General features: G+C 66.3%; 24 protein-coding genes. 14 read left to right on the forward strand and 10 right to left on the reverse strand.

What is annotated here, in order from left to right:
* The first annotated feature begins 50 nt into the window (after nucleotides 1–50).
* The 4 genes from DW296_RS02985 to DW296_RS16395 all read left to right on the forward strand — a co-directional run bounded on the left by DW296_RS02985 (nucleotide 51) and on the right by DW296_RS16395 (nucleotide 2,322).
* Nucleotides 51–491 (forward strand): VOC family protein, encoded by a 441-nt coding sequence (locus DW296_RS02985; RefSeq protein WP_136051031.1) that lies wholly within the window; start codon nucleotides 51–53, stop codon nucleotides 489–491.
* 294 nt (nucleotides 492–785) lie between these two features.
* Nucleotides 786–1,013: a hypothetical protein gene (locus DW296_RS02990; protein WP_025104100.1), complete on the forward strand. Its 228-nt coding sequence runs from the start codon at nucleotides 786–788 to the stop codon at nucleotides 1,011–1,013.
* 7 nt (nucleotides 1,014–1,020) lie between these two features.
* Entirely contained in the window at nucleotides 1,021–1,743 is a 723-nt protein-coding gene (locus DW296_RS02995; protein ID WP_136051032.1) for a 3-keto-5-aminohexanoate cleavage protein, read from the forward strand.
* Between the two features lie 414 nt (nucleotides 1,744–2,157).
* Entirely contained in the window at nucleotides 2,158–2,322 is a 165-nt protein-coding gene (locus tag DW296_RS16395; protein WP_158698493.1) for a hypothetical protein, read from the forward strand.
* A 548-nt stretch (nucleotides 2,323–2,870) separates the two neighbouring features.
* Here the strand turns inward: DW296_RS16395 and DW296_RS03000 are convergent.
* Entirely contained in the window at nucleotides 2,871–3,248 is a 378-nt protein-coding gene (locus DW296_RS03000; RefSeq protein ID WP_136051033.1) for a VOC family protein, read from the reverse strand.
* A gap of 58 nt (nucleotides 3,249–3,306) precedes the next feature.
* A complete protein-coding gene (locus DW296_RS03005) occupies nucleotides 3,307–4,011 on the reverse strand; it encodes a helix-turn-helix transcriptional regulator (protein ID WP_240742967.1) in 705 nt (234 codons plus the stop codon).
* 82 nt (nucleotides 4,012–4,093) lie between these two features.
* Between DW296_RS03005 and DW296_RS03010 the strand changes: the two genes are divergently transcribed.
* Together DW296_RS03010 and DW296_RS03015 are read left to right on the forward strand one after the other, a co-directional pair.
* Nucleotides 4,094–4,963 carry an NmrA family NAD(P)-binding protein gene (locus tag DW296_RS03010; RefSeq protein ID WP_136051035.1) on the forward strand — a complete coding sequence of 290 codons (870 nt, stop codon included), beginning with the start codon at nucleotides 4,094–4,096 and terminating at the stop codon, nucleotides 4,961–4,963.
* Nucleotides 4,964–5,006: 43 nt separating this feature from the next.
* On the forward strand, nucleotides 5,007–5,339 hold the full coding sequence (locus DW296_RS03015) for a hypothetical protein (protein ID WP_136051036.1): 333 nt from the start codon (nucleotides 5,007–5,009) through the stop codon (nucleotides 5,337–5,339).
* A 62-nt stretch (nucleotides 5,340–5,401) separates the two neighbouring features.
* Here DW296_RS03015 and DW296_RS03020 read toward each other — a convergent pair whose 3' ends face one another.
* Entirely contained in the window at nucleotides 5,402–6,403 is a 1,002-nt protein-coding gene (locus tag DW296_RS03020) for an SDR family NAD(P)-dependent oxidoreductase (protein ID WP_136051037.1), read from the reverse strand.
* A 75-nt stretch (nucleotides 6,404–6,478) separates the two neighbouring features.
* On the opposite strand from DW296_RS03020, the gene DW296_RS03025 reads away from it, so the two are divergent.
* Nucleotides 6,479–7,051: a TetR/AcrR family transcriptional regulator gene (locus DW296_RS03025; RefSeq protein WP_240742968.1), complete on the forward strand. Its 573-nt coding sequence runs from the start codon at nucleotides 6,479–6,481 to the stop codon at nucleotides 7,049–7,051.
* 176 nt (nucleotides 7,052–7,227) lie between these two features.
* The gene (locus tag DW296_RS03030; RefSeq protein WP_136051038.1) at nucleotides 7,228–7,524 is read left to right on the forward strand and encodes a hypothetical protein; all 297 of its coding nucleotides are present in this window, start codon (nucleotides 7,228–7,230) and stop codon (nucleotides 7,522–7,524) included.
* A gap of 185 nt (nucleotides 7,525–7,709) precedes the next feature.
* Here DW296_RS03030 and DW296_RS03035 read toward each other — a convergent pair whose 3' ends face one another.
* The 4 genes from DW296_RS03035 to DW296_RS03050 all read right to left on the reverse strand — a co-directional run bounded on the left by DW296_RS03035 (nucleotide 7,710) and on the right by DW296_RS03050 (nucleotide 10,930).
* The gene (locus DW296_RS03035; protein ID WP_136051039.1) at nucleotides 7,710–8,156 is read right to left on the reverse strand and encodes a GNAT family N-acetyltransferase; all 447 of its coding nucleotides are present in this window, start codon (nucleotides 8,154–8,156) and stop codon (nucleotides 7,710–7,712) included.
* Between the two features lie 30 nt (nucleotides 8,157–8,186).
* Nucleotides 8,187–8,429 (reverse strand): hypothetical protein, encoded by a 243-nt coding sequence (locus tag DW296_RS03040; protein WP_136051040.1) that lies wholly within the window; start codon nucleotides 8,427–8,429, stop codon nucleotides 8,187–8,189.
* Nucleotides 8,430–9,604: 1,175 nt separating this feature from the next.
* Nucleotides 9,605–10,273 carry a hypothetical protein gene (locus DW296_RS03045; RefSeq protein ID WP_136051041.1) on the reverse strand — a complete coding sequence of 223 codons (669 nt, stop codon included), beginning with the start codon at nucleotides 10,271–10,273 and terminating at the stop codon, nucleotides 9,605–9,607.
* A 132-nt stretch (nucleotides 10,274–10,405) separates the two neighbouring features.
* Nucleotides 10,406–10,930, reverse strand: a complete 525-nt coding sequence (locus DW296_RS03050; RefSeq protein WP_136051042.1) for a monooxygenase family protein — start codon at nucleotides 10,928–10,930, stop codon at nucleotides 10,406–10,408.
* 70 nt (nucleotides 10,931–11,000) lie between these two features.
* On the opposite strand from DW296_RS03050, the gene DW296_RS03055 reads away from it, so the two are divergent.
* The 5 genes from DW296_RS03055 to DW296_RS03075 all read left to right on the forward strand — a co-directional run bounded on the left by DW296_RS03055 (nucleotide 11,001) and on the right by DW296_RS03075 (nucleotide 19,155).
* Nucleotides 11,001–11,603: a MerR family transcriptional regulator gene (locus tag DW296_RS03055; protein ID WP_136051043.1), complete on the forward strand. Its 603-nt coding sequence runs from the start codon at nucleotides 11,001–11,003 to the stop codon at nucleotides 11,601–11,603.
* A 343-nt stretch (nucleotides 11,604–11,946) separates the two neighbouring features.
* On the forward strand, nucleotides 11,947–13,353 hold the full coding sequence (dcm, locus tag DW296_RS03060) for a DNA (cytosine-5-)-methyltransferase (RefSeq protein ID WP_136051044.1): 1,407 nt from the start codon (nucleotides 11,947–11,949) through the stop codon (nucleotides 13,351–13,353).
* A 37-nt stretch (nucleotides 13,354–13,390) separates the two neighbouring features.
* Nucleotides 13,391–15,283 (forward strand): DUF262 domain-containing protein, encoded by a 1,893-nt coding sequence (locus DW296_RS03065; protein WP_136051045.1) that lies wholly within the window; start codon nucleotides 13,391–13,393, stop codon nucleotides 15,281–15,283.
* 87 nt (nucleotides 15,284–15,370) lie between these two features.
* Nucleotides 15,371–18,091: a Z1 domain-containing protein gene (locus tag DW296_RS03070; protein ID WP_136051046.1), complete on the forward strand. Its 2,721-nt coding sequence runs from the start codon at nucleotides 15,371–15,373 to the stop codon at nucleotides 18,089–18,091.
* Nucleotides 18,092–18,099: 8 nt separating this feature from the next.
* Entirely contained in the window at nucleotides 18,100–19,155 is a 1,056-nt protein-coding gene (locus tag DW296_RS03075) for a PD-(D/E)XK motif protein (protein ID WP_136051047.1), read from the forward strand.
* A gap of 201 nt (nucleotides 19,156–19,356) precedes the next feature.
* Here the strand turns inward: DW296_RS03075 and DW296_RS03080 are convergent, their stop codons facing one another.
* Nucleotides 19,357–20,607, reverse strand: coding sequence for a hypothetical protein (locus DW296_RS03080; RefSeq protein WP_136051048.1), 1,251 nt, complete (start codon nucleotides 20,605–20,607; stop codon nucleotides 19,357–19,359).
* Between the two features lie 192 nt (nucleotides 20,608–20,799).
* The gene (locus DW296_RS03085) at nucleotides 20,800–22,302 is read right to left on the reverse strand and encodes a SulP family inorganic anion transporter (RefSeq protein WP_136051049.1); all 1,503 of its coding nucleotides are present in this window, start codon (nucleotides 22,300–22,302) and stop codon (nucleotides 20,800–20,802) included.
* Nucleotides 22,303–22,442: 140 nt separating this feature from the next.
* Between DW296_RS03085 and DW296_RS03090 the strand changes: the two genes are divergently transcribed.
* Nucleotides 22,443–22,952, forward strand: a complete 510-nt coding sequence (locus DW296_RS03090) for a hypothetical protein (RefSeq protein ID WP_136051050.1) — start codon at nucleotides 22,443–22,445, stop codon at nucleotides 22,950–22,952.
* A gap of 4 nt (nucleotides 22,953–22,956) precedes the next feature.
* Here DW296_RS03090 and DW296_RS03095 read toward each other — a convergent pair whose 3' ends face one another.
* A complete protein-coding gene (locus DW296_RS03095) occupies nucleotides 22,957–23,835 on the reverse strand; it encodes a metallophosphoesterase (RefSeq protein ID WP_136051051.1) in 879 nt (292 codons plus the stop codon).
* Between the last annotated feature and the right edge of the window lie 5 nt (nucleotides 23,836–23,840).

Genomic DNA, 23,840 nt, shown 5'->3' on the forward strand with positions numbered 1-23,840 from the left:
GACGGTGGGATCACACGGTCCGATCGGCGGACCGGGACACGGAGGACACCATGACTCTCACGACCACCACCCACCTCAACTTCCGCGGCACGGCCCGTCAGGCCCTGGACTTCTACCGCTCGGTCTTCGGCGGCGAGGTGACCGCGGCGACCTACGGGCAGTTCGGGATGCCGGACGGGGTCCCCGGGTTCGACAAGCTCGTGTTCGGGCAGCTCGACGGGCCCGTGCGCCTGATGGCGTATGACGTCCCTGGCGCGGACGACGCGGCCGCGACTGCCGGCACCACCCGTCGCGAGAACGGGATGACGATCACGGACCGCTCCTTCTTCCAGTCGCTGCGGGCGAGCTCCCTGGATGAGCTGCAGCCCCTCTGGGACGGCCTCGCCGAGGGGGCGACCGTGATCGAGCCTCTCGCCGCCTCCGCGTGGTCCGCCGGTTTCGGCATGCTCACCGACCGCTTCGGCGTGACCTGGGTCCTCGACGTCGCCTGACCCCGTTGGACGCTCGACCCGGCCCCGTGCGGTCGACCCGGCCCCTTGCGGTCGACCCGGCCCCGTGCGCCCGTCCGCAACGGGCCGGGATGCACGGCAGGGGGTGGGTCGACGAGCGGCGTGCCTCCTGCAGTTGGCCCGGCCCCTTGCGGTCGACCCGGCCCCTTGCGCCCGTCCGCAACGGGCCGGGATGCACGGCAGGGGGTGGGTCGGCGCCCGTGGGCGACATGACATGTCAAGGGCCTCTTCGTCGTCGGTCGCCTGACGTAGAAAGGAGGAGACGAAAGGCAGGGCATGGCCGCAGGAGACATCGAGACCTTCTCGCGCAACGGCATCTGGTTCAACCGGATCCAGGGCGAGTCGCACACGCTGGGCAGCAGCTTCGAGTCGATGGAGGAGGCGGTGAAGGTCGGCCGTGGCGCGGCGACAGCGCGTCAGGTGCAGCATTTCGTGCGCACCGAGGAGGGGCCGTCCGACGACGTGGCCCCGAACGAGGCGCACCCGCGCGATCTCATGTGGTGAGTCGCGGATGATCCTGCAGGCGTGCGTGAACGGTGCCAGGGACGTCGCGGAGCATCCGTGGCTGAGTGCCGACGAGACGGTGGTGGCCCAGGACGCCGCGGCGGCCGTCGATGCTGGTGCCGCAGAGATCCATGTGCATGCGAAGGACGCCGCCGGCCGCGACTCCCTGGCACCTGAGGGTGTGCGGCGGTGGCTCGGAGCCGTCCGTGCTGCGGCGCCGGGGATACCCGTGGGCGTGACGACCGGAGCCTGGGCCGAGCCCGACGTGTCGCGACGGCTCGCGGCCATCGAAGGCTGGACGGAACTTCCCGACTACGCCTCCGTGAACTGGCACGAGGCCGGAGCCGACGAGGTGGCCGCAGCGCTGCATCGACGGGGGATCGGCGTGGAAGCGGGCATCTGGGACGCAGCGGGGCTCGAGGCCTGGCGGGTCTCCCCGGTCCGCGGCGCCTGCCTGCGCGTCCTGGTCGAGCTTCCCGCGGAGGCCGCCGACGTCGTCCGTCCGCACGCCGAGGGACTGATCGCCCATGTGGCGCGCGAGGAGCCCGACCTGCCGATCCTGCTGCACGGTGAGGAGCTGTCGGCCTGGCCCGCCCTCGACCTCGCCGGGGAGCTCGGCCTCGACACGCGGATCGGCCTGGAGGACACGCTCCTCCTCCCGGACGGCACCGACGCCCCGAGCAACGCTGCCCTCGTCCGCGCCGCCCGCGCCCGCCTCCCCCGCCCCTAGCCCGCCGCCCCGCCCGCCTGCCGCACCTCGCCCGCCCGTCGCATGGCGCCGGTGCGGGTGCAGAAACGTCCCTCTTTTCGCGAGTTCTGGTCCCTTTTCGCACTACGCAGTTCGGACCCTCTCTTGCGAGTGCAGAACCGCGCCTCAACGCGCAGACTCCCGCCCGTTCTTGCGCTCTCCAGCGCCGGTCGCATACGCCCTGCCGCGGATGCGAAACCGCTCTTCGGAGGGCGGGCTCCGGCCCGTTCTTGCGCTCCGCGCCATGGGGACTGATCCCGGCCCCTTGAGTGCGGGTGCAGAACCGCACCTCCCGCCATCGGCTCCGAGGCGTTCTCGGCAATCCGCTTCGGAAGGCGGCGGTCCGAACCGTGTCAGGGCCTTCCCGAGGAGTACGAGCGCCCCTACGCTGGAGCGATGTTCGCCGGTGCCTCCGTCTACTTCCTGCTCGTCTACGTGGTCGTCCCGCTCCTCGCGCTGCTGCTCCTGTGGCTGATCATCTACTCGGCGGTCCGGGCGGCATTGACTGCGCATCGCCGCGCCCTCGCCGCGGAGCGCACCACCGCGCCGGACACCCCCTGATCCTGCGCTTCCGGCGACCTCGTGGCCGCTTGCCTCGCCCTGACGCCGGGTGCAGGCGCAGGACCGCTCCTCACGCCCCCGCCCTCCGGCACGTTTCTGCCCTTCCGTGCACGAGTCCATTCCGGGACCCGGTGCGGGTGCAGAAACAAAACCCTGGTCTCGCCGGCCCCGAAACGTTCTCGCACTCCCCCACGGGTGCGCCACTCGGCCTCAGTGCGAGTGCAGAAACGTCCCTGGCCTCGCCCGCTCCGGAACGTTTTCGAACTCGCCAAACGGCGTGCGCGCCACTCTGCCCCGGTGCGAGTGCAAAAACGTCCCTGGCCTCGCCCGCTCCGGAACGTTTTCGCACTCGCCAACGGCATGCGCGCCGCCCGGGACCCGGTGCGGGTGCAGAAACGTCCATAGTCCCGCCGGCCATGGAACGTTTTCGCACTCGCGAACGGCGTACGCGTCACGCTGCCCCGGTGTGGATGCAGTAATGCCCCTCAGCTTGCCCGCCCCGGAACGCTTTCGCACTCCGCACCCGCAGGAGGCCGCACGGACCGGACTCACCCGGCACTCCACCCGCCCCAGTCGGGACGGTCCACGATGCAGAAGCGGTTCCCCTCGGGGTCTTCCATGATGATGTAGTCGGCGTCGTCGGGCCGACCGTCCCAGTGCACCTCCCGCGCTCCGAGCCCGGCGAGGCGCTCCACCTCGGCAGCCTGGTCCTCCGCATAGATGTCGAGGTGGATGCGCGGCGGCAGCACACGCTCCGAGTGGTGGGCGTCGAGCGCGATGCACGGTGCGTCGGCGTCGCGGGGTTTGAGTACGACCCAGTCGTCCTCCGCGGGGTCTCGTTCGACGTAGTCGAGGGCGGCCTTCCAGAACGCAGTCTGGGCCGGGAGGTCGTCGACGCGGATCACGATCGACACGATCTTCAACATGCGGCAAGGGTACGGCGGGGGAGGGTGTCCGCGGAGGGGCTTGCGCCCCCGCGCGGGATCAGCTTCCGGAACGGCCGAAGTCGCTCGCGAGCCACTCCTCGACCGACGCGAACGGGAACTCCCGCGCAGCGAAAACCCCCGGCACAGTTCGGACCTCCCGCATCCGGTCAAGCCGGAACAGCCGCCAGTCGTCGCGGTCGATGTCGAACCCGACCACGTACCACCGCCCTCCGCGGAGGACATGGCGATGCGGCGCGATCACCCGCTCCGAAGAGTGATCGTGCTGATCGGTATAGGTGAAGGTGACGCGAGCACCCTGGGCGACCGCGTCCGCGAGCGTCCCGACCGCAGCCCACGCCGCGGGCGCCGGCTCTGCGCGGAGGATCTGCGTGGACAGCGCCGTCGCCGCGGCCCGTCGTCGGAGGCCCGGCGGGAGGACCTGCTCGATCTTCCCGCGGACGACGGCGGCGGCCGGGTCTTCCGGGCCCCACGCTTCGAGGACGAGCAGCCCGGTGATGATCGCGGTGACGTCGTCGGCGTCCAGGAGCAGCGGTGGGATGCGCGTCCCCGGCCGCAGGCGATAGACCGCGCCGGGACCGGGGCGGGAGTGGACGTCGTAGCCGAGGTCGCGCAGGCGCTGCATATCGCGGCGGACCGTCCGCGGGCTCACGGTCAGGCGGGCGGCGAGGTCGGGCACGCTCCACTCGCCGCCGGTCTGCAGCAGCGACAGCAGATGGAGCGTGCGGTGCGAGGGGGCGTCCACGGCTCCATCATCGCGCGAGATGCGGCCGGAATCAGGCCGTATCCGTTCGTAGCGTGGAGCGACACCGACCGAGAGGACCCTCATGCGCATCGCTGTCACCACCCCCAACGGCCACGTCGGGCACCACCTCACCCGGATGCTGGTCCGCGCCGGCGTCCGCCCCCTGCTGCTCGCCCGGAACCCGGATGGCATCGCCGCCGACCTGCGCCCGTACGTCGACATCGCCCGGGCCGACTCGCAGAATCCCGAGGAGGTCGTCGCCGCGACACGAAACGTCGATGCCCTGTACTGGGTGGATCCGTCGGTTTTCTCCGACGACCCGCTCGCCGACTACGCCCGTGCGACCGAGGCCCTGGTGCAGGCCGTCCGGGCGAACGGCGTCCGGCGGGTGGTGTTCCAGAGCAGCGTCGGCGCGGAGAAGCGGCACGGCGTCGGCGAGATCGACGGCCTGGCCGGCACGGAGGTCGCGCTCGACTTCCTCGACATCGACGTGACGCATCTGCGCTGCGGCTACTTCTTCACCAACCTGCTGCTCGACGTCGAGTCGCTGCGGGCGGGCACGCTCACTACCGTGCTGCCGCTGGACTTCCGGATGCCGTGGGTGGCGCCGCGCGACATCGCGGAGGTCGCCGCCCTCACGCTGCTGAACGGGGAGTGGACGGGGCGGCGCGTGCAGGCCGTGCACGGACCCGCGGATCTGAGCTGGTCCGAGGTCGCCGCGATCCTGACGCGCGAGCTCGGGCGAGAGGTGACCGTACAGCGCATCGACGACGAGGAGATGCGCCAGGGGCTCCGTGCTGCGGGGATGCCGGAGGCGATGGCCGAGGCCGTGCTGGGGATGTCGACCGGACTCCGCGACGACTTCGTGGCGGAGCAGCCGCGGTCAGTCCGCTCCACAACCCCGACGACCCTCGAAGCGTGGGCGCGCGAGGAACTGGTCGGAGTGGTGTGACCGGCATCCCGCCGGAACCGATCTCGTCCGATATCGTGCGGCCATGGAGACCACATCCGAGGTGACGCACGAGATCGATGACGACGCACGGTCGAGGACCGCGCCAGAGGCGGAGGAGGCCGAGCGCGCAGAGCGCCGACGGCTGGCCGCGAACCGCTTCGGATGGATCGTCGCGTGGGGTGTGTCCGTCGTCGCCCTGATCGTCGGCATCAGTCTCACGGGGGTCGGGACGGTCGAGCACATCGTCGAGTACGGCGACAGCTACGACGTCTTCACGCGAGACGTCTGGCCCGCGGGTCTCGTGCTTCTCGGCGTGGGCGCGGTCGGCATCATCGCCACCGCCCTCGCCACTGCGGTCCTCACGCAGAAGCGCTGATGCCCTACGGAGAACGCCCCCGCCGTTCGGGTCGGCGGGGGCGTCGGTTCCATGGAGTCGCGTTACTGCACCGACCACCCGCCGTCGGAGGCGAGGATGGCGCCGTTGATGTTCACGGCGTCGTCCGAGAGCAGGAAGGTGATCGACGCGGCCAGGTGCTCGGCGGTCGCGACGGTCGGGATGGCCTGCTGGAACGGGGCGAGGCGGCCGGAGCCGTACTCGGACATGTGCGGGGGCATGGGGATTCCGGTGGCGACGCCGCCCGGGGCGACGGAGTTCACGCGGATGCCCTTCGGCCCGTACATGAAGGCGGCCGACTTGGTGACGCCGATGATGCCGTGCTTGCTGGCCGTGTAGGCGTTGCCCGAGGCGTTGCCGCGCAGGCCCGCCTCGCTCGACACGTTGAGGATCGCGCCGCGACCGGCGGCTTCCATCACGGGGATGACCGCACGCATGAGCTTGAACGGCGCGGTGAGGTTGATCGCGATGACGCGGTCCCACACGGCATCCGGGGTCTCGCCGGCGGGGGAGAAGTCGTCGTTGATGCCGGCGACGTTCGCGAGCCCGTCGATGCGGTCGCCCGCCGCGGCGACGACGGCGTCGATCGCGTCCTGCTTGGTGAGGTCGCCCGCGACCGTGACGATGTCGGCGTCCGGCAGCTCGGCCTTGAAGGCGTCGAGCTTCTCGGCGGCGATGTCGCTGGCGATCACGCGACCGCCTTCCCGGGCGATGCGCGAGGCGGTGGCCTTGCCGATGCCGGAGGCGGCGCCTGTGACGATGACGGTCTTGCCGGCGAAGCGGCTCGCCGTGACCTTCTCGGTCCAGCCCTCGTAGGCGTCGTCCTCGGGGATCTCGCCGTTGTTCGCGGCGCGGACGAGGTCGTCGACGACCGACTGCGGGAGCTGGCCCTGGCTCATGGCGACGAGCTGCTGCAGGGGGAGTCCGAGCACGGGGGTGAGGAGCTCGGGGTCGGCGCCCGTCTGCTCGAAGAGGCCACGGATGAGCGGGCCGCCGGTGGGGTCGTTCATCCAGTCGCCGATGGTGGAGTGTGCGGTGAGGGCCATGCTCTTTCTCCTTGCTCGGGTTTCGCAACGGTGCGTCTACTTATGTTCCAGTGTACGCCTCTGTACGCTCGAAAGGTGCCCCGTCCTCGCAGTGAAAAGGCCCGCCAGTCCGTGCTGGAGGCGATGCGCCGCGCGCTCGCCGCAGACGGATACGAGGCGGTCACGATCGAGGGTCTCGCGGCTGAGGCGGAGGTGTCGAAGCAGACCATCTACCGGTGGTGGCCGTCGAAGGCCGCGATCCTCGGGGAAGCGCTGCTCGAGGGGACCGTTCCCGGTTCGGATGTCGTCGTGCCGATGACGGACGACCTCGGCGCGGACCTGCGCGCGTGGTTCACGGCGGTGTCCGCGGGGCTCGCTCGGCCCGAGGGTGTCTCGCTGGCGCGGGCGCTGATCGAGGTGACGGCGGCGGACCCGGAGCTGGGACTGGTGCTGAACGAGCGGCTGGCGGCGCCGATCCGGGAGTGGGTCGCGGAGCGGGTGTCACGCGGACGCGCGGACGGCGACGTGCGGGCGGACGTGGATGCCGCCGCGGTCGCCGACGAGTTCATCGCGATCGCCTCGTACTCCGCCCTGATCGGGCAGCCGTTGAGTGCGGAGCGGGTGGAGGAGACCGTGGTGCGGTTACTGCGGGGGATCGCGGCGGGCTGAGCCTCTCGCTGGATTGCTGTGCGGCGCGACGGTCGCGGTTCTCCATGCTCACTCGTTGCGTACCGCGAGTCAAGAATATCGGTTGCGACCTCATATGTGTGCTTTCATATGTCTCATGACGCAGCGAGCGCGATCCCGCGGCTTCGTGTCGGTGGGCCGGCGGGTGTGCGACGGCGGTGAGTGAGGAACTGCTAGAGGTGGGCATCATGCTTTATGTCGCGGTCGGCGTAGCTCTTCTTCTCTGGGGGACGTTGGTGGGGCGGGTCGGCAGGAAGCTCGGCACTCTTCTCGCCATCGTTCCCGTTCTGGTGTGGTTCGGGGTCCTTGCGTGGTTCGGCTCGTCGGGCAACCTCGACAGCCCGGCTGGAGATGCGCTTCCTGTGTACCTCGTGGTCGGGCTCCTTGCTTTTACGATCGGCGTCAACCTCACCGATCGCTCCGTATCCGTGCGCAATTCACGACAGGAGCCATGACCCGGTCCATGTGTGATGCCGGCGACGAGTGTGGCGGTGACGTCTTGACGGTGCCGCCGGCCGCGGCCTGACCTGCGGGGGCTGACAGGTCGCCCTCCGCCACCTGGAAGCAGACCAGCCCGCGAGACCGCCACGTCTCGACCAAGGAGACGGTGGTGCGATTGCTGCGAGGGGTCGCGCCGTGATTAGTCCGCGGTCGGGCTGAACCGGAGTACGTTCGTCTCACGCCTGCGGAACCCGACGGACTCGTAGAGCCGCAGTGCGGACTCCCGGGACGGGCGTGAGGTGAGATCGAGCGTCCGGAGTCCGCGCTCTTGCGCGAGCTGAGTCATATGCTCCAAAAGGAGCCGCGCGATGCCCCGCCCCCGAGACGCCTCGTCGACTACGACGTCTTCGACATGCCCGCGGAGCCCGGTCAGGGAAGGCGCGGTCACGAGAGTGGCGGTGCCGACGATGCGCCCAGAGTCACGCGCCACCAGGAGCTCCGTCGCCTCGTGTGCGATGACCGCCTCGGTTCGAGCGCGATCGAACTCGGCCGATGCGGAGAGCTGCACCAGGAGCGATGCAATTGCTTCGGCGTCAGCGTCCGTGAGTTCGCGCAACGATTCGATGGTCAGGGGCGACTCGTCCATCTCGGTACCGTAGCCCGATTCGGGACTTGGTCACTCTCTTCGGAAGAGAATGCTCCCGAAGCCGACGAGCATGAGACATGCGCCAAACAGACCAGTCAGAGCAGAAGGTGCGAGGTTCCCAGTCGTGTGCTCCGCGTCCGAGATGTAGCCCTCAGCAATCGCCATGACGATGGCGAGGATGATGACGCTGGCACCGACAAATCCCATGCTGACCTCCACGGTCCCAGGTCGGCGCTGCGGGTTCCGCATCGGCCCGAGCGGGACGAGCAGCACGCAGAGAGCATAGAGGGCGCACGCCCCATCGGCGGAAACGTAGGCGCTGTGCCAGAGCCGGAGCGCCGACTCCCGAGAGAGACGCGGGCGAGCGAACGTCCGGCATCCTCGCGCTCTCGGACAGGAGCCCGGGCCGCGCATCACAGTGTGGGCCCGGGCGGCGAGGAATGCCGGCTCGAGTCGCGATATCGCCTCATCATCGCGAAGTGCCACACGGCGGCGCCCGTCGCCGCAGTCGCTTCGAGCGCCGGAGCGAGCTGCGGCACGGAGTTGGCTCCCACGAGCACCGCAAGGAACCAGCCCCATACGCACAGGGTCGCGACGAGATGGCGGCGGGGGTATGTGATCGTTGCGAACCACGTCGAATGCTCGACGACAAGCGGCTGCTCCGATCGCACGTCACGCACCATCGGGATGCCGGCCATTCGTCGCCCTTCGAGTTAGCCAACGCCTCATCATGTGCAGGTACCACGCGGCACCGATCAGCGCGGTGATCACGAACAACCATGGCCCTGTAGGGGGATAGAGCACTGAGAGCACCGTGGCTGCTGCGATCAGCAGGCCCATCGCGATTGTCAGCGCCCGTTCGCGCCCGCGCTCTGTGATCACTCCCCACCAGGTTCGCGGCACATCCCTCATCTGCAGGGACCTCCTCGGTACGTGTCGACCCACCACACCAAGCCCGGAACCACATACGGCTGGGTGGCAGTGACCTGGACAGTGTCTGGGGCTGGGCTTTGGCCGACGAACATCGTGGCTCCCTTCTCGTGTAGCTCGGTGCGGGCGAAAGACGCGTGCGTCAACGTCGCGTCGTCGGGCTCGGCGACGAACGCGGCATTCCCCCGGGAGAGCAGGACGCCAGGGTGGGGATGAGGCTCAGCGCGAGGATGCTCCATGTACTCAGCGTCCCGACGAGGTTCTGACGTCGTTGCGAGACCATCGAGAACCACGAGTGGTCGCCTCCGAGCGGATCGTCAACGAAGATGCGGGCTCCCACGTCGCTTCTGCTCGACATCACGACGAGAGTTGTGCCGAAGTCGACGGTAGGCCGCTCTTCCCAAGAGGAAGATGGCGTACCCCGCACCCCCGACGACGACGAGCCAGAGGAGGATGACGGTGACGGCGAAGACGTTTCCGAACATTGGGGTTCCTTCGTGCTGCGGCGCTGGCGGCGTTCAATAGGTGGAGACGGATGTGCCGCTTACGCGGATCCCGATAGAGCCCTTTGTGGTTGCCCAGGCCAAGTTCGCGGTGTACCGGAGTTCCGCCCATGCCGGGCCCGCGGCGCTCTGCGTCGCCCGCTTAACGCTGCCCGATCGGGTGCAGGAGCCGGCGACGTTGTCGCAGGTGAGCGATCGCATGTCGCGAACCCTCGCGCGACCTGAAGTGCTGGTCTGATAGTCGATGACGAAGGTCGCGCTGCTGATGAGGTCGTAGACCCCCACCCGGCATCCAACCTTCCAGCCCGCGGAGCTTCTGCAACCGCTGATGGAGGACCGCGTTGCTGCGTCTGACGCACCGGTTGGAAGCTCGAGTTCGGTCCAACTCCGAGAACCGTCGGCGAAGATGCTGATGGTGCGAGTGTCGGTGCTCGTGGATTCGATCATCGTCCGCACAGGATCCTTTCCAGCAAGTGAGTCAGGAGCTTCGCCGTGCTCCATCTTGTCGACTAGCTGATCCTGGATCTCCAGGTCGATGCCGCCCTCGGTCATCGTGGATCGGATCGCTGACTCTTCGGCGTCGGAGAGAAGTCCCGCGTCGGCCGAAGCGGGAGCCGCGAGGAGCAGCGTTGTAGCCACACTCAGGCCAGCCACCAGTCCGAGGCTGGGAATGTACCGTCTCATGGATCCTCCTACGCGATCTGTATCTGCAGAGAGTAAAGCGCACGCATGAGGACGATTGCAATATATTTGGATGACGAACGTAGTCCAGGCGATGGTGTCAGAAATGGTGTGGTTCCCGGCGCCTCGAAGGGCTCACTGAGTGTTGGCCTGGGAGTGATCGGCTCTCGGGTGGGCTGCCGCCGTCCGCCCATCCGTGAAGCGCGCCTGCGCGCGGTCGTGGCGTCGCGGTACGGGCACGTGTTCCGTCGCGGCCGCGAGGCCCATGCGCTTCGTCGAGACGTACACGCTCTCGGCGGTGTCGACGAGGAACGTCTCGTGCCACACGCCGACCGCTCCCGGAGCCCTGCGGGCGGCGCGGTTGAAGGCGGTCCAGGCCGGACGGTGCTGCTGTTCCGGGTTCGAGGCGTAGGCGTAGAGCTTGTCGATGGACGACCAGAACTGCACGACGTAGGGTCCGCCCGATCCGAGGAGGAGCTGGTAGCCGAGCAGGCCGGAGTCGGACTCGGTGCTGAGCTCGCGGAGCATGTGCGGCATGGCGACGAACGCTGGCAACCACAGGTCGGGGCGCCACCACCGGTTGATCTGCATCCCGATGTGGAACACGACGAGTTCGCCCTCGTGGCGGTGGGTCATGCGGCCCGTGATGACTTTCGACATGGCGACTCCTCAATTGGATAGCAATGCTATCCATAATGGATAGCGCTACTATCGACGTCAAGAGGTGGCCATGAGGATTTCCGAACTGTCAGCGCAGACCGGCGTGACCGTGCCGACGGTCAAGTACTACCTGCGCGAGGGGCTGCTGCCCGAGGGCGAGCGCACCTCCGCGACGCAGGCCACGTACGGCGAGAAGCACGTCGAGCGGCTGCGCGTCATCCGGGCGCTGCTCGACGCGGGGGTGAGCATCGCCGAGACGCGACGAGTGGTCGCGGCGCTGGATGATCCGCCCGAGAGTGCGCACGAGCTGCTGGGGGCGGCGCATGCGGCGATCACTCCGCCGGTGGATGAGTCTTTGGATCTGACTGACGCGGAGGCGCTCGTCGCGGGGCTCGGGTGGAAGCCGGGGATGTGTGACGAGGCGGTGCTGTACGCGGTCGCGCGGGCGCTGCAGGGGTTGGAGCGCGTCGGCTTCTCCGTTCCGGATGCGGCGATGGCGGAGTACCTCGCGAGTGCGCGGCGGATCGCGGACGCGGAGATCGCGGGCGTGCCGGAGGAGTCGGCGGAAGCGGCGGTGCGGTACGTGGTGCTGGGGTCGGTGTTGGTGGAGCCGTTGTTGTTGGCGTTGCGGCGGGTGGCGCAGCAGGTGAGCTCGGGGGAGCGGTTTGAATGACACGTCACCGCGCTTGTGTTTTGGGGCGTCAATAGTCGGCGGCGGTTGCGGCGAGCATCCGTAGCGAGTGCGGGAGCGTCGCGCAGCGGTCAGGGACTGATCGTCGGGAGGTTGCAGTTCAGCGTCTGTGATGGGCTGGATGGGTGTGCCAGCGGAGATCGATCTTGCGCGTCTCGGCGCGCCGACGCGGGACACTCGCTATGTCGGCCGCTCCTTCTATGGTTGTCAAGAACCCACCGTGGTGTCAGCGGCGACCGGCGCCCTCATGCTATGTAGCTTGGAGCCACTCGGCTGCACGCAGGACTGAACTCGGACTCGGAAATCTGAAGGAGAACGCGCACCCATGGCAGGCCAGCCTCCCACCTTCCGATTCGTCGACCTGTTCGCTGGGCTGGGTGGTTTTCACGTGGCTCTTCGCGGGCTTGGCGGCGAGGGCGTGTTCGCTGCGGAGTGGGAGTCAGGGCTGAACGCTCTCTACGAGACCAACTTTGGAACTGCGCCGTGGTCGGACGTGAACGAACTCAACACGGATGAGGTTATCGCCGAGCACGTTCCCGATCATGAGGTTCTTACCGCGGGTTTCCCATGCCAGCCATTCTCCAAATCCGGTAAGCAGCAGGGCTTCGAACACACTGTGCAAGGTCATTTGTTCTTTAAGGTGCACGATATCCTGCGCGTGAAAAGGCCCGGTCGCTTCATTCTGGAGAACGTCCCGAACATTCTCAGCCACGCTCGTGGTAAGACGAAGGCGACCATCATCAAGATGCTCGTCGACCTCGGGTACGAGGTCGACATCCGGCGGTTGTCGCCGCACCAGTTCGGAATCCCGCAGGTCCGCGAGCGGGCGTACTTTGTCGGAGCACTGATCTCCGAGGGCGGGCTTGCCGGCTTCGAGTGGCCAGACGAGAGCAAAGAAGAGACCACCATTGCATCCGCTCTTGACCCCGAGGCGCCGCCCGTTCGCGAGGTGCCCCAGAGGACACAGGACGCGATCGACATGTGGCGGGACTTCCTGCTTCGTGCGCCGAAGGACGTCAAGCTCCCGTCCTTCCCGATCTGGTCTATGGAGTTCCGCGCGAGTTACCCCTATGAGGAGATGACACCGCCGCGGGCGTGGTCCCAGCGGCGACCAGGAAAGCTCGATGAGTTCACGGGATCGTTCGGACTCCCGCTCGACGGACTGAGCATTGCCGGGCAGAAGCTGTTGATACCAAGCCACTCCCGGCGTGACGGAGATGTTGAGTTTCCTGGCTGGAAGCGGGCTTTCATCCGGCAGAATCGTGCGTTCTACTCGGACAACCGTACTTGGATCGACCCGTGGCTTGATGAGTGGCGGCCGTGGGAGTTCGCGTCCAGCTTCCAGAAGTTCGAATGGAATGCACAGGGCGGCGTGCGGGACATCGACGAATATGTCGTACAGGTCCGAGCTTCCGGTGTCCGTGTGAAGCGGCCGACGACCGCGCCAGCTCTGATAGCCATGACGCCGACGCAAGTGCCGATCTTAGGAGCGAAGATCTCCGGCACTGGAACTCGGCGCTATATGACCCCGTCAGAATGCGCGAGGTTGCAGAGCCTCGGCGGAATCACTCTTCCTGCAAGTGACGTTGCTGCGTACAAAGCACTCGGCAACGCTGTCAACGCGAAGGTCGTCCGCAAGATCGCAGAGCCGCTCCTTAAAGCTCTGACCTCGCGCGAAACGCCATCTGACATCACAAGGCCCGAAAACACGGACGCTCGCGAGGCTGCCTAACGGCGGTTCCAAACGGCATTGAGAAGGAAGACCACGAATGAGTCTGAACGTCGCAGAGGCCGCCGAGGACGGCTCCGAGGAGAGTCCGCGCGTGCAGGCACAGGATCGCATCGCGGAAGCACTAGCGGAACTGTCCGAAGTGACCGACACCCCGGAAGGAGTACAGGCTTGCGCCAGCTTCTCATCTGTCGACGTGGACTTCGAATCCGACGCCTGGATATCGCGATTGACCGACGTGCAAGGGTGGCTGCACTTCGATGACGATCTTTCCGATGCCGATCTCGCGGCGTTCGTAGTCAGCCTCGCCGCGAGCCTAGGCTTTGTCCCGGCGGCTCAAGGGATCGAGGAGACCGGCGGGGACACACGGCTAACAGGTGAGGCGCTGGAGCGCCTCGCTGTGCGAGCCGAGGCAGCGACCCGGCTCAAGGACGAGTTCATAGCAGAAGTCAACTCCGACGGAGTTACTCAATCGTCCGCTACTGCCTCCTGGGCAGATCGCTGGGAAGCTGAAGGGGGTGACGAGGAAGCCATCTCCCCGGAACCCGTTACGGCCAAGGCGGACGTGTGGCACATCTTCCAACTGACCAAGAAGAAGCTCAATCTCACGCCTTCCTACCAGCGAGGAGACGTGTGGCGTACGGGGGATCGACAGAAGCTGATCGAGTCAATCCTCCGCGGGATTCCCCTCCCCTCGATCATCCTGCTTCGGAAGGGCGGCGCTGCGCCCGATGATGTCGTGGACGGCAAGCAGCGCCTGACCGCGATTCTGCGCTTCGTAGGCAAGCATCCCGAAGCGCTCGCGAGGGTTGTTGAGGCGGATAAAGCGAAGCCTGAGGCTGGGTTTCGCGAGAAGTTCGAGAACGACTACCCCAAATTCCGTTTGGCCTGGAAGAGGTATATGGGCGAACCGCTTACGGCAAAGCTCGAAGACGACTACTACTTCCCATTCCGGCTACGGAACGACAAGAACGGGGTGCTAGTCGGCAAAGACTTGGAGCCTCTACGCGGGAAGTACTACACCCAGATCAAAGGGCACCCGATCCACGTCGCCGATCAGGAGGTGACGGTCGAGGAACTCTTCGAAGGCGCCCCTGATTACAAGGTGCCCGTTATCGAGTACACGAAGGCGAGCCAGCGGCAGATTCACGAGGTCTTCAACCTCTACAACAAACAAGGCATGCACCTGAACGCCGAGGAGATCCGCAACGCCGTGTTCCATGATGTTGAACTCACGCGCGCGATCCTCGTCGCGGCTGGTGACGCCAGCAGTCGTGCCAACATCGAAGAGATCGCCCCGTCGCTCCTCGACGTTCCGGGCGTCGGTGAACTCGGCAAAACGCTGGCAGACTACGGGTTCGGTGAGGCTCGCTACCGTCGAACGAAGGTGCTCGGATGGATCATCGCGACGCTCGTCAACGACTCAGGAGGCAAACTTCTTCCCTCTACCTCGCGCCATACTGACGACCTCCTCAAGCGAGTGCAGGACGACGTCTCACATGCCTTGCGCGCCTCTTCTCGTCTGTCCGACCTTTTCGGACTCGTGACGACGGCTGCCAGCATGCACGCGGCTTACGACGAGCTCTGGCCGGATAAGTTCCGCGGCGATGGGAAAAGCAGCCGATGGCAGGACTTGCAGTTGGTCGGGTCGCTCGTCGGTGTCACCATTGCCACCGCCGGCGCGCCGGAAGATATCGAGGAGCGTCTCGAGGCCAACGCCGCAACGATCCGCCAAGCGGCGCTGAACGAGTGGACGCGTCCCGAGAAGACTCAGACCCGCACGCAGTGGGACTTCATCGCTCGCATCGCCGCCGGCGTTGTAGAGAAGCTCGGGATAGACATCGAGTCAGCCTCCGAAACGATCCGTGCACGGTTCGGCTCATCAGGCGTTGAGTCGTTGCTCGCATCGCGTATCCCACCGAAAGGTGCGTGACCGATTAACGTGGAACGGGTGCACTTCGATGCGCCGTCTGGCGCGGAAGAGACATGGTGGAGCCGGTACGCTGCCGAGCTTGGGCAGATGACCTCGACCGCGCGAGGAGTGCTCCAGACCGATTGCGCCTACATCGTCGCGCGAGGGGTGCTCGGTGCGGGGCCGCCGGACGCCGCAACGTGGCCAGAGAGCCGGACGCGTACGGGGCTGGTCATGGGCTCAGTGCAGTCAGGTAAGACAGCCTCGATGTTCGGCGTAACCGCGCTGGCGCTCGACCAAGGTATTGACGTTGTGGTGATTCTTGCGGGAACACGCCTGTCGCTCTGGCGGCAAACCTACGAACGCATGGTCGAACAGCTCGATGCGGGAGAGGACGGAGTGGCGAAAGCGCGGCGGCGGCTGCTCTGTCCTCCTCCGGGCGTCGTGCTCTCTGGGGCACCCGCGACACTGGACAGCACTTATCGACTCCCCTCCGCGCAGGTGAGACGCAAGCTGTCGCGGAGACATCCGCTGATCATCGTTGCGATGAAGCAGACCGATCATCTCTACTCGCTCGGACGCGAACTGCGTCAGAGCGTGTTCGGCGAGGTCGCGCGACTCGACCGCGCCGTGCACATGCTCGTCCTCGACGATGAAGCGGATGACGGCTCCGTGCTCGACGCAGTCGTAGAGCAATCCCAAGGCCCCCTTTCGCCTGCGCTCAAACAGATTCCCCGCGCGATCGCGGACCTATGGGACCCGAGATCGAGCGGAGCGCCGGACAACCTCTTTGCCACCTACGTCGGATACACGGCAACCCCGCAAGCGAACTTGCTTCAAGAGGACCACAATCCGCTCGCCCCGCGAGATTTCGTGATGTCGCTTAGGACGCCGCTCGACGTCGGCCAGCCCGCAGACCCCGGCGAGCTGGACGCACCGCGTTCGTCGACATACCCAGAACCGAACGGCATCGACAATTACTACACGGGCGGCGAGGTCTACTACGACCGCGGCGCCAGCGTCGGCCTCTGCCGCGAGCTATCGGGACAAGCTGACAATGATCTCGCAGACTCCATCCGCGCCTTCCTTGTTGCCGGTGCGATTAGGTTGCACTGGGCGTCGACAACTGACCCCACCGTGATGGGGCCACACTCGATCAGAGGTGCCGAATTCTTCCGGAGAGACGATGTGAAAGCGGCTTCGCCGCCCACCCATTCGATGCTGCTTCACCCCTCTGCGGACATCGGCGCTCACTTCGCAGCCGCGGAAGACGTACTCGTTTGGGCTGGAGTTCCAGACCGCCCCACAGCGCGCAACCTGATTGAATCCGGCAATACACTCCTCCCGCACAGCCTCATCGCGAAGATGCGCGGTGAGGAGCCGCTCTGGGAGGCATGGATCGACCGCTACCGATCATCGTCAAGCGCGATCGCTTCCGAGTTCAACGTGATGAACCCTCGACCCATCCCCGACTGGTCGACCGTGCTCGAGATCCTGGAGAACGAAGTTATACCAGGCACGCGCGTGTCCGTCGTGAACAGCGACCCTAGCGCGGACGACCGACCCGAGTACAAGCCGGTCTTCGACGAGACCAATCAGCGTTGGCGCGCGGCCACTGACCTCTCGACGATCTTTGTCTCCGGCAACGTGATGGCGCGAGGGCTGACACTGGAAGGAATGACAACAGCACTTTTCCGACGCAGCTCGGCTAACCCTACCGCCGACACCCAGATGCAAATGCAGCGATGGTTTGGCTACCGCGGCAGGTACATCGAACTCTGCCGCATGTTCGCCACCCGGCAGCAGATCGACCTCTTCGGCGCCTACCACGATGTCGACGAGGCGCTCCGTGAAGGCATCGCGGCGAAGATGGCTGGCGCCGCGCCTTCTCCTGTCGTCCTGCACGGCATGGGCTTTCTGGCTACCGGAAAGATCGCGAGCATCGGCCGCGTGCCACTGTGTCCAAGCGCAAAGCCGTTCATCACGCTCATCAACGACGGACAGTTGCCCGACCCGAACGTGCAGCTTGTCGCTGACGTTTTTTCCGGTCCTTCCTCTGATGTCTTGGTGGGGCGCACCGTGCGCGGGCGTGCGGTCGGCCGCACGCTGTCGCTGTCAGAAGCTGCCGACCTGCTCGACAGTCTCTCATTTTGCTCGTATGCCCCTGGTGACGGAAGCCGCGTTGCAGAGTTGTGGCAGCAAGTCCAGTCCCGCGTGGACGCAACTCTGTCACTGCCTGCTGGGACACAGTTCTACAACGCCCCAAGCCCCGTCGACGGGACGCCCTCGGAGGCCCGCTTCGAGTGCCCGTACGCTATCGCCGCGTATCTTCGCTTGTGGCAAGCGTGCCTCACCCGTGCCGTCAGAGGCCTTTTCGTCACCGGAGTTCCATCTGGGCGATGGGCGATGGGCGACCTTCGTGCCAAGGCCCTGCATCAGCCCCGGTTCTCCGTCGGTATCCGATACGGCGACGGCGCCAGGATTACCGACGGACCGCTCTCCGGTCTTGGCTTCGACATTCGCGCCACCCAGAAAGGCCTCAACGCTCAGGGGAACCTCGACACGACTTGGGGCACGAACGACCCGGACGCCGGGCCTCTCGATTACCGCGGCGACGAGTTCTTCGACTACTACCATCGCGGTGACCCTCTTCCCGCAACGGCTGGGACGACGTCCTGGCGCCCGCAAGGGTCGCACGGGCAGATCCTCTTTTACATCAACAAACGACCCGGGCAACCATATCCTGCCGTCGCTGTCGGAGTGTGTATCCCCGCTGGTGGCCCGGAGCAGTTCGCCGCGACGCGAGCCGGCTCCCTGATCTCGGTGTGAGGAAACCGATGACCAACTACGAAGACGCTCGGCAGCGTATCGAACACATCCCGGTCTCGCCGGAAGCCGGCTCGCGGAACGTCGAATGGATCACCCCCGCCGAAATCATCGGGGTGGCTCGCGACACCGAAGGCAAGGTGGAACTTCTCCTTCGCGGCGCCGAGTTCGCGCCGGTCTCCCGAACCGTCAAAGACGCATCCGAACATCGATCAATCTATAAGGACGACGGGACGACATTCGAAGCCACGCGTATAGTCTTCCCCGCACTAACGCATTTCGACCAAGTGGCGGCGTTCATCTGCATCGAACTCCTGCGAAACGGAGCAGATACCGATCTCCCACGCGCTTTCGCGCGCACCGAACCGATCATCGAACTCGCCATCAAGAATCTCACGCTCTCAAACCAGGCGTTTCTCGGCCTCGCGGGTGAGTTGCTCCTCCTAGAGGCACTATGCCGCCGAGCCGAGGACACTCGCGTCGCAGAGATCATCGACGGTTGGCACGGCTGGCAGCGATCCTCACGCGACCTGGTCCTTGGCGGCACGGGAATCGAGGTCAAGACCACGACAAGCAGCGGTTCGTCACACCTCGTTGAAGGCGTGCATCAGGTCGAACGCGACGAGGACGGCGACGAGCATCGGCTGTTCCTGGTGAGCATCGGTCTCCAGCGAGCCGAGAGCGATGCCGGAAACAGCTTCACGGTCCCGAACCTCGTCGAGCGCATCACCATGCGCATGGCCGATGCCGGGGCATCGCTTCCGACCATCGAGCGTTTCGTTGCCCACGTTGCCGAGTATGGCACGAACTCGTGGATAGGTTACGACCACAGCACACAAGCAACCGACCCCACCTATTCGATCCCGTTTCTTGCGACATTCTTCCGCGCCTACGACATGAACGACGGAGCCATCAGCGTCCTGCGCCGTCTTGACGTTGCCGCGTTTCGACACGTCGCCGACGATTCGGTGAGGTTTCGGGTGAACCTTTCAGCGAACGGGCCGATCAGCGCCGAGAACCCCGTCGAAGGGGCAAACCAAGTTGCCCAGAGGATACTCGGGCTCTGAGCCGCACTCCTGCGACTAGATGCAAGCGCACGTCTGTATGTTCCGAACGTGACTCCCCACGACTTCTACCCGCCCAGGTGGCCTTGTCGCACCGCTGCGGCATGGGACGCCATCGAAGGTGTACCGTCCTCCCGTTAGCGATTCGGGCGTCATCCTGCTCATTGTCCCAACTGGTCCGCACGTATCGCAGGCGAACGATGGCTAGGCGACGATCTCTTCGCTCTCGCCGGGTATCACGACGGGAACGAGCGTGAGGTGGACCAGTTGCGCACGGTCGTGCTGCGCAGCCATGTGCGCGGCCCGCAACTCGTGCGAGCCCGAGGTCACTTCAGCGACGAACCGCTCGTGGTTGGTAATCGTCGTCCACGCCTTCGCGATCGCGGCAGAGATGTCGACCCGGTCTCGGATGAACAGCACCAACGCGACCCGGGTGGCACGCCAAACCGTGTAGCGATCGAGGAGTTGACTCAGTGCCTTCGCGAACTGGCTGCGGCCGGCCCAGAACTTACACTCCCCGATGAACGCTTCCCGGCCATTCCACGTCATGTGGATGTCCGTCTTGCCAGCGCCGATGAATGTCTCCCCAGTTACCTGCCCCGCCCAGTTCGCGTTAAGAACGAACAACAGCACGTCCCGGACGGATTCCTCGTCAGCGCCCGCCAACTTGTTCGCAGTCGCGGGCAGCCGCTCCAGAGCATTACCGAACGCCGCGATCTGGGCGATCAATGCGTCGGCAACACTCTCGGCGAGCCCATGTCTGCTGCCCTCGTCTCGTGCTAAGACCTCGATCTGGCTCATCGTGAGGGTGCGGGGATGCATCGGGATGTCGACGGCATGGGCGCCATCCACACGATTGAGGGGGATTGCTAGCGCCTGGCTCACTGAGTGAAGTGCCCGATACCTGTTCAACCGGGGCGTCAGAATCTCGCTGACAGCGGCGCGAACGGCACCACGGTGTGCCTGTATCTCCGCGTGCGAGTCTGCCGTCGACTGCCCGATCGCCTTGAACCACGCGTCCCGAAAGTTCGCGATCTCGGTGCTCAACATGGCAGTGTCCTCGACGTTACCAGCGAGCTCGAGGTGGGTATCCATCCACCATTCCCCCACCGCCGACTCGTCCCACTCTGAAGCCGCCGTACCGTGCCCACCTTGCGAGACACCCTTCAGGGCCAACGCGGCCCCAAGCACTCTCATCTCCGCGGTGATTCGCAGAACCGGGGCCGCGTCGGGATGGGAATCGTCGAGATACTCGTGTGACTTGAATGCGAACGAGTCCCACACCGGCTCGACGAAACCGGCAGCATGCCGCTCGACGATGGTGTCCACGAGTTGTCCAAGTTCGACCCCTAAAAGCGCATCGTTCCCTACGTTACGCGCGGCTTCCTTCGCCCGCTCCAACCGTTCGTCGTACCGAGTCTCATACCCTGAGATCGGATCCTTGCGTTGATGCATGTACCCATTCTGGGACCTGCCGGCGTCGAGCACAGACGTCAGCCTCCGGAGCGTCGCGACCCCGTGCCCGCTACCAGCGTTCGGTATGGCCAAAGGAGATACGGGCGCGGCTCGCTCGGTCCCTCCGCGTTCCATGGGGGCGCCCCGACAATCCTGGCGCGGCCGCAAGCGTCGATCCCGCAGCGTGCCTGCCTACTCAAACCCACCCGTCAACCGCCCGCGCATCCGCGAACTACTCTCGTTCATCCCGACGATCTCCACCGTCTTCCCCAGGCTCGCGTACTTCGTCTCGATCGCATCCAACGCGGCAACGGTCGAAGCATCCCACACGTGCGACCCCGACAGATCGACCACAACGCGATCGGGATCGTCTGAGTAAGAGAACAACGTCGTCAGGTCGTTGCTCGACGCGAAGAACAGCTCCCCCTCCACGACGTACGTCACAACGTCCCCCGCCTCGGACAGCACGCGCGTGACTGAAACGAAGTGCGCCACCCGCCGCACGAACAGCACCGACGCAACGAGCACCCCACCGACGACCCCCACCGCCAGATTGTGCGTCACCAAGACCAACAAAACGGTAGACACCATCACGAACGTCTCGCTCTTCGGCATCCGCTTCAGCGTCGACGGCCGCACGCTGTGCCAGTCGAACGCCCCGATCGCGACCATGATCATCACGGCTACGAGCGCCGCCATCGGGATCGTCCCGACGAAGTCACCGAACACCACGACCAACACGAACAAAAACAGACCGGCGCAGAACGTCGAGACGCGGGTCCGCGCGCCCGACGCCTTCACGTTGATCATCGTCTGACCGATCACGGCGCACCCGCCCATGCCGCCGAAGATCCCCGACAGCACGTTCGCGACGCCCTGTCCCCACGACTCGCGCGTCTTGTTCGAGTGGGTGTCGGTGATCTCGTCGACGAGCTTCGCGGTGAGCAGCGACTCCATCAGCCCGACGAGCGCGACTCCGAGCGCGAACGGCGCGATGATCGTGAACGTCTCCCACGTCAGCGGGACGTTCGGGATGAACAGCGACGGCAGACTCCGCGGCAGCTCACCCTGATCGCCCACGGTCGGCACCGTGATCCCGAAGGCGAGCACCACACCCGTCACGATGATCACCGACACGAGCGGCGCCGGCACGATCTTGGTGATCTTCGGCATCACGAGCATCACGACGATGCCGAGCGCCACCAGCGGATACACCAGCCACGGCACGTCGATGAGCTGCGGGAACTGCGAGCTGAACACGAAGATCGCGAGCGCGTTCACGAACCCGACCATCACGCTGCGGGGGATGAATCGCATGAGCTTCGCGACGCCGAGCACTCCGAGGACCACCTGGAAGATCCCGGCGAGGATGACCGTCGCGATGAAGTAGTCGAGCCCGTACGTCGGCGCGACGGGAGCGATCACGAGCGCCACGGCTCCCGTCGCCGCGGTCACCATCGCCGGTCGCCCGCCGAGGAACGCGATCGACACCGCCATGATGAACGACGAGAACAGCCCGACCTTCGGGTCCACCCCGGCGATCACCGAGAACGCGATCGCCTCCGGGATCAGTGCGAGGCCGACGACGAGTCCCGCCAGCACCTCTCGCGTCAGCAGTCGCGGATTCTTCAGCGCATCGAGCACCGAAGGGTGGGCGCGATAGCGGGCGCGGTCGTCGACCGTCGTTGCAGACATGGAGCTCCAGGGGAAGGCGCCTCAGAGAGGAGGCAGACGTTCCAGCCTAGGACTGATGCGCAAGTCGCCCACCCCGCACCCCTTCCACCCACCCCTCACCTCCGCCAGGATGAATACGCCCGCCCCGAGAGGAGCCCCGCATGTCGCTCGCCCCGTCCGCCTCCCCGGACACGGCATCCGCCGCGCTCCCCGGGGCCGTGGTCATCGCCGCGACCCGCCGCGTCCTCCTCTGGTCGCTGATCACCGCGTTCCTCTACCCCGTGTTCATGACCGCCAGCAAAGGCATCTGCCCCGGCGGCGTCGACGCGAATGGCGGGTTCATCGACTCCGCAGGCCAGCCGGTGGACGAGGCTCCGCAGTGCATCCAGCTGACGCTCGCGCCGAGCCCCCTCGTCTACATCGCCATCGCCGTCATCGTGCTGCTCGCGCTCGGTCGCGTGATGAAGGCGACTGACGAGCGCGCGGCGCTGCGAACCCTGGAGTGGACCCTGCGCGGAGTCGGACTGTTCGTGGTGGTCGCGATCGTCGTCTCGCACGTGTGGTTCGCGCTGATCCCGATCGAGCAGTTCACCGGCGACTCCTGGACCGTGTTCAGCCCGTTCCCGTTCGGCTCGATCGACGTCGAGGTGACGCCGATGACGACCTCGTGACGGCTTAGTCCCGCCAGTCGATCCCGACGCCGGCGATCCGTCGTCCGGCCTCGTCGGCGGCGACCGGCTCTCCGACGTCCGCCCCGCGCTCGAGCGAGACGGCGGAGTGCACGATGGTGTCGGCGTACACGTGCACGAGGTTGTAGCCCTGCGCGGCGTCCTGTCCGCGGGTGGCACCCACGGGCTGCGCGAGGTCCTGCCCGTACGCGCTCGACGAGGCCACGGCCACGGGGATCCCGGCGAAGGTGCCGAACGACGGATGGTGCACGTGCCCGGACAGGATGCCCCGCACGTCCGACCCCCGCAGCACCGCGGCCAGCGCGTCCTGATCCCGCAGCTCGACCGTCACGGCGAGGTCGAGCACCGTGGGCAGGGGCGGATGGTGGATGAGCAGCAGCGTGCCCTGCGGTGCCGCCGTCGACAGCTCTCCCTCCAGCCGATCCAGCTGCGACGACGGCACCTCCCCCCAATGCGCGCCGGGCACCGTCGAATCGACGACGATGACGCGCATCCCCCCGAACCACCGCACATCGACGATCGGCTCGTCACCCGCCCCCGCGAGTCCGAGCTCCGATCGCATGGCACGGCGGTCGTCATGGTTGCCGGCCGCCCACACGACCTCGCAGCCGAGCGCCTCAGCGGCGGGCGTCACGAGCTCGCGCAGTCGCTTGTACGCGGCGGCATCGCCCCGGTCCGTCAGGTCTCCCGTGAACAGCAGCGCGTCGGGACGGAGCCCCGAGGTGACGAGCCGGCCGAGCATCTCCGCCAGGTTCGCATCGGCGTCGGCCCCGCTGCCGTACAGCGGAGACCGTTCGCCCGGCAGGTGCGTGTCGGAGATGTGCACGAAGGTGTGCGACGGGCGAGGGTGTTCGGTGAGGATCATGTCTC

The organism is Microbacterium sp. K36, assembly GCF_004794355.1.
Classification (GTDB): Bacteria; Actinomycetota; Actinomycetes; order Actinomycetales; family Microbacteriaceae; genus Microbacterium; species Microbacterium paraoxydans_D.

Bases quoted from the DNA above. Each gene is read 5' to 3' on its own strand.
- DW296_RS02985 (WP_136051031.1), top strand. From the start codon at position 51: ATGACTCTCACGACCACCACCCACCTCAACTTCCGCGGCACGGCCCGT.
- DW296_RS02990 (WP_025104100.1), top strand. From the start codon at position 786: ATGGCCGCAGGAGACATCGAGACCTTCTCGCGCAACGGCATCTGGTTC.
- DW296_RS02995 (WP_136051032.1), top strand. From the start codon at position 1,021: ATGATCCTGCAGGCGTGCGTGAACGGTGCCAGGGACGTCGCGGAGCAT.
- DW296_RS16395 (WP_158698493.1), top strand. From the start codon at position 2,158: ATGTTCGCCGGTGCCTCCGTCTACTTCCTGCTCGTCTACGTGGTCGTC.
- DW296_RS03000 (WP_136051033.1), bottom strand. From the start codon at position 3,248: ATGTTGAAGATCGTGTCGATCGTGATCCGCGTCGACGACCTCCCGGCC.
- DW296_RS03010 (WP_136051035.1), top strand. From the start codon at position 4,094: ATGCGCATCGCTGTCACCACCCCCAACGGCCACGTCGGGCACCACCTC.
- DW296_RS03015 (WP_136051036.1), top strand. From the start codon at position 5,007: ATGGAGACCACATCCGAGGTGACGCACGAGATCGATGACGACGCACGG.
- DW296_RS03020 (WP_136051037.1), bottom strand. From the start codon at position 6,403: ATGGCCCTCACCGCACACTCCACCATCGGCGACTGGATGAACGACCCC.
- DW296_RS03035 (WP_136051039.1), bottom strand. From the start codon at position 8,156: ATGGACGAGTCGCCCCTGACCATCGAATCGTTGCGCGAACTCACGGAC.
- DW296_RS03045 (WP_136051041.1), bottom strand. From the start codon at position 10,273: ATGAGACGGTACATTCCCAGCCTCGGACTGGTGGCTGGCCTGAGTGTG.
- DW296_RS03050 (WP_136051042.1), bottom strand. From the start codon at position 10,930: ATGTCGAAAGTCATCACGGGCCGCATGACCCACCGCCACGAGGGCGAA.
- DW296_RS03055 (WP_136051043.1), top strand. From the start codon at position 11,001: ATGAGGATTTCCGAACTGTCAGCGCAGACCGGCGTGACCGTGCCGACG.
- dcm (WP_136051044.1), top strand. From the start codon at position 11,947: ATGGCAGGCCAGCCTCCCACCTTCCGATTCGTCGACCTGTTCGCTGGG.
- DW296_RS03065 (WP_136051045.1), top strand. From the start codon at position 13,391: ATGAGTCTGAACGTCGCAGAGGCCGCCGAGGACGGCTCCGAGGAGAGT.
- DW296_RS03070 (WP_136051046.1), top strand. From the start codon at position 15,371: ATGACCTCGACCGCGCGAGGAGTGCTCCAGACCGATTGCGCCTACATC.
- DW296_RS03075 (WP_136051047.1), top strand. From the start codon at position 18,100: ATGACCAACTACGAAGACGCTCGGCAGCGTATCGAACACATCCCGGTC.
- DW296_RS03080 (WP_136051048.1), bottom strand. From the start codon at position 20,607: ATGCATCAACGCAAGGATCCGATCTCAGGGTATGAGACTCGGTACGAC.
- DW296_RS03085 (WP_136051049.1), bottom strand. From the start codon at position 22,302: ATGTCTGCAACGACGGTCGACGACCGCGCCCGCTATCGCGCCCACCCT.
- DW296_RS03090 (WP_136051050.1), top strand. From the start codon at position 22,443: ATGTCGCTCGCCCCGTCCGCCTCCCCGGACACGGCATCCGCCGCGCTC.
- DW296_RS03095 (WP_136051051.1), bottom strand. From the start codon at position 23,835: ATGATCCTCACCGAACACCCTCGCCCGTCGCACACCTTCGTGCACATC.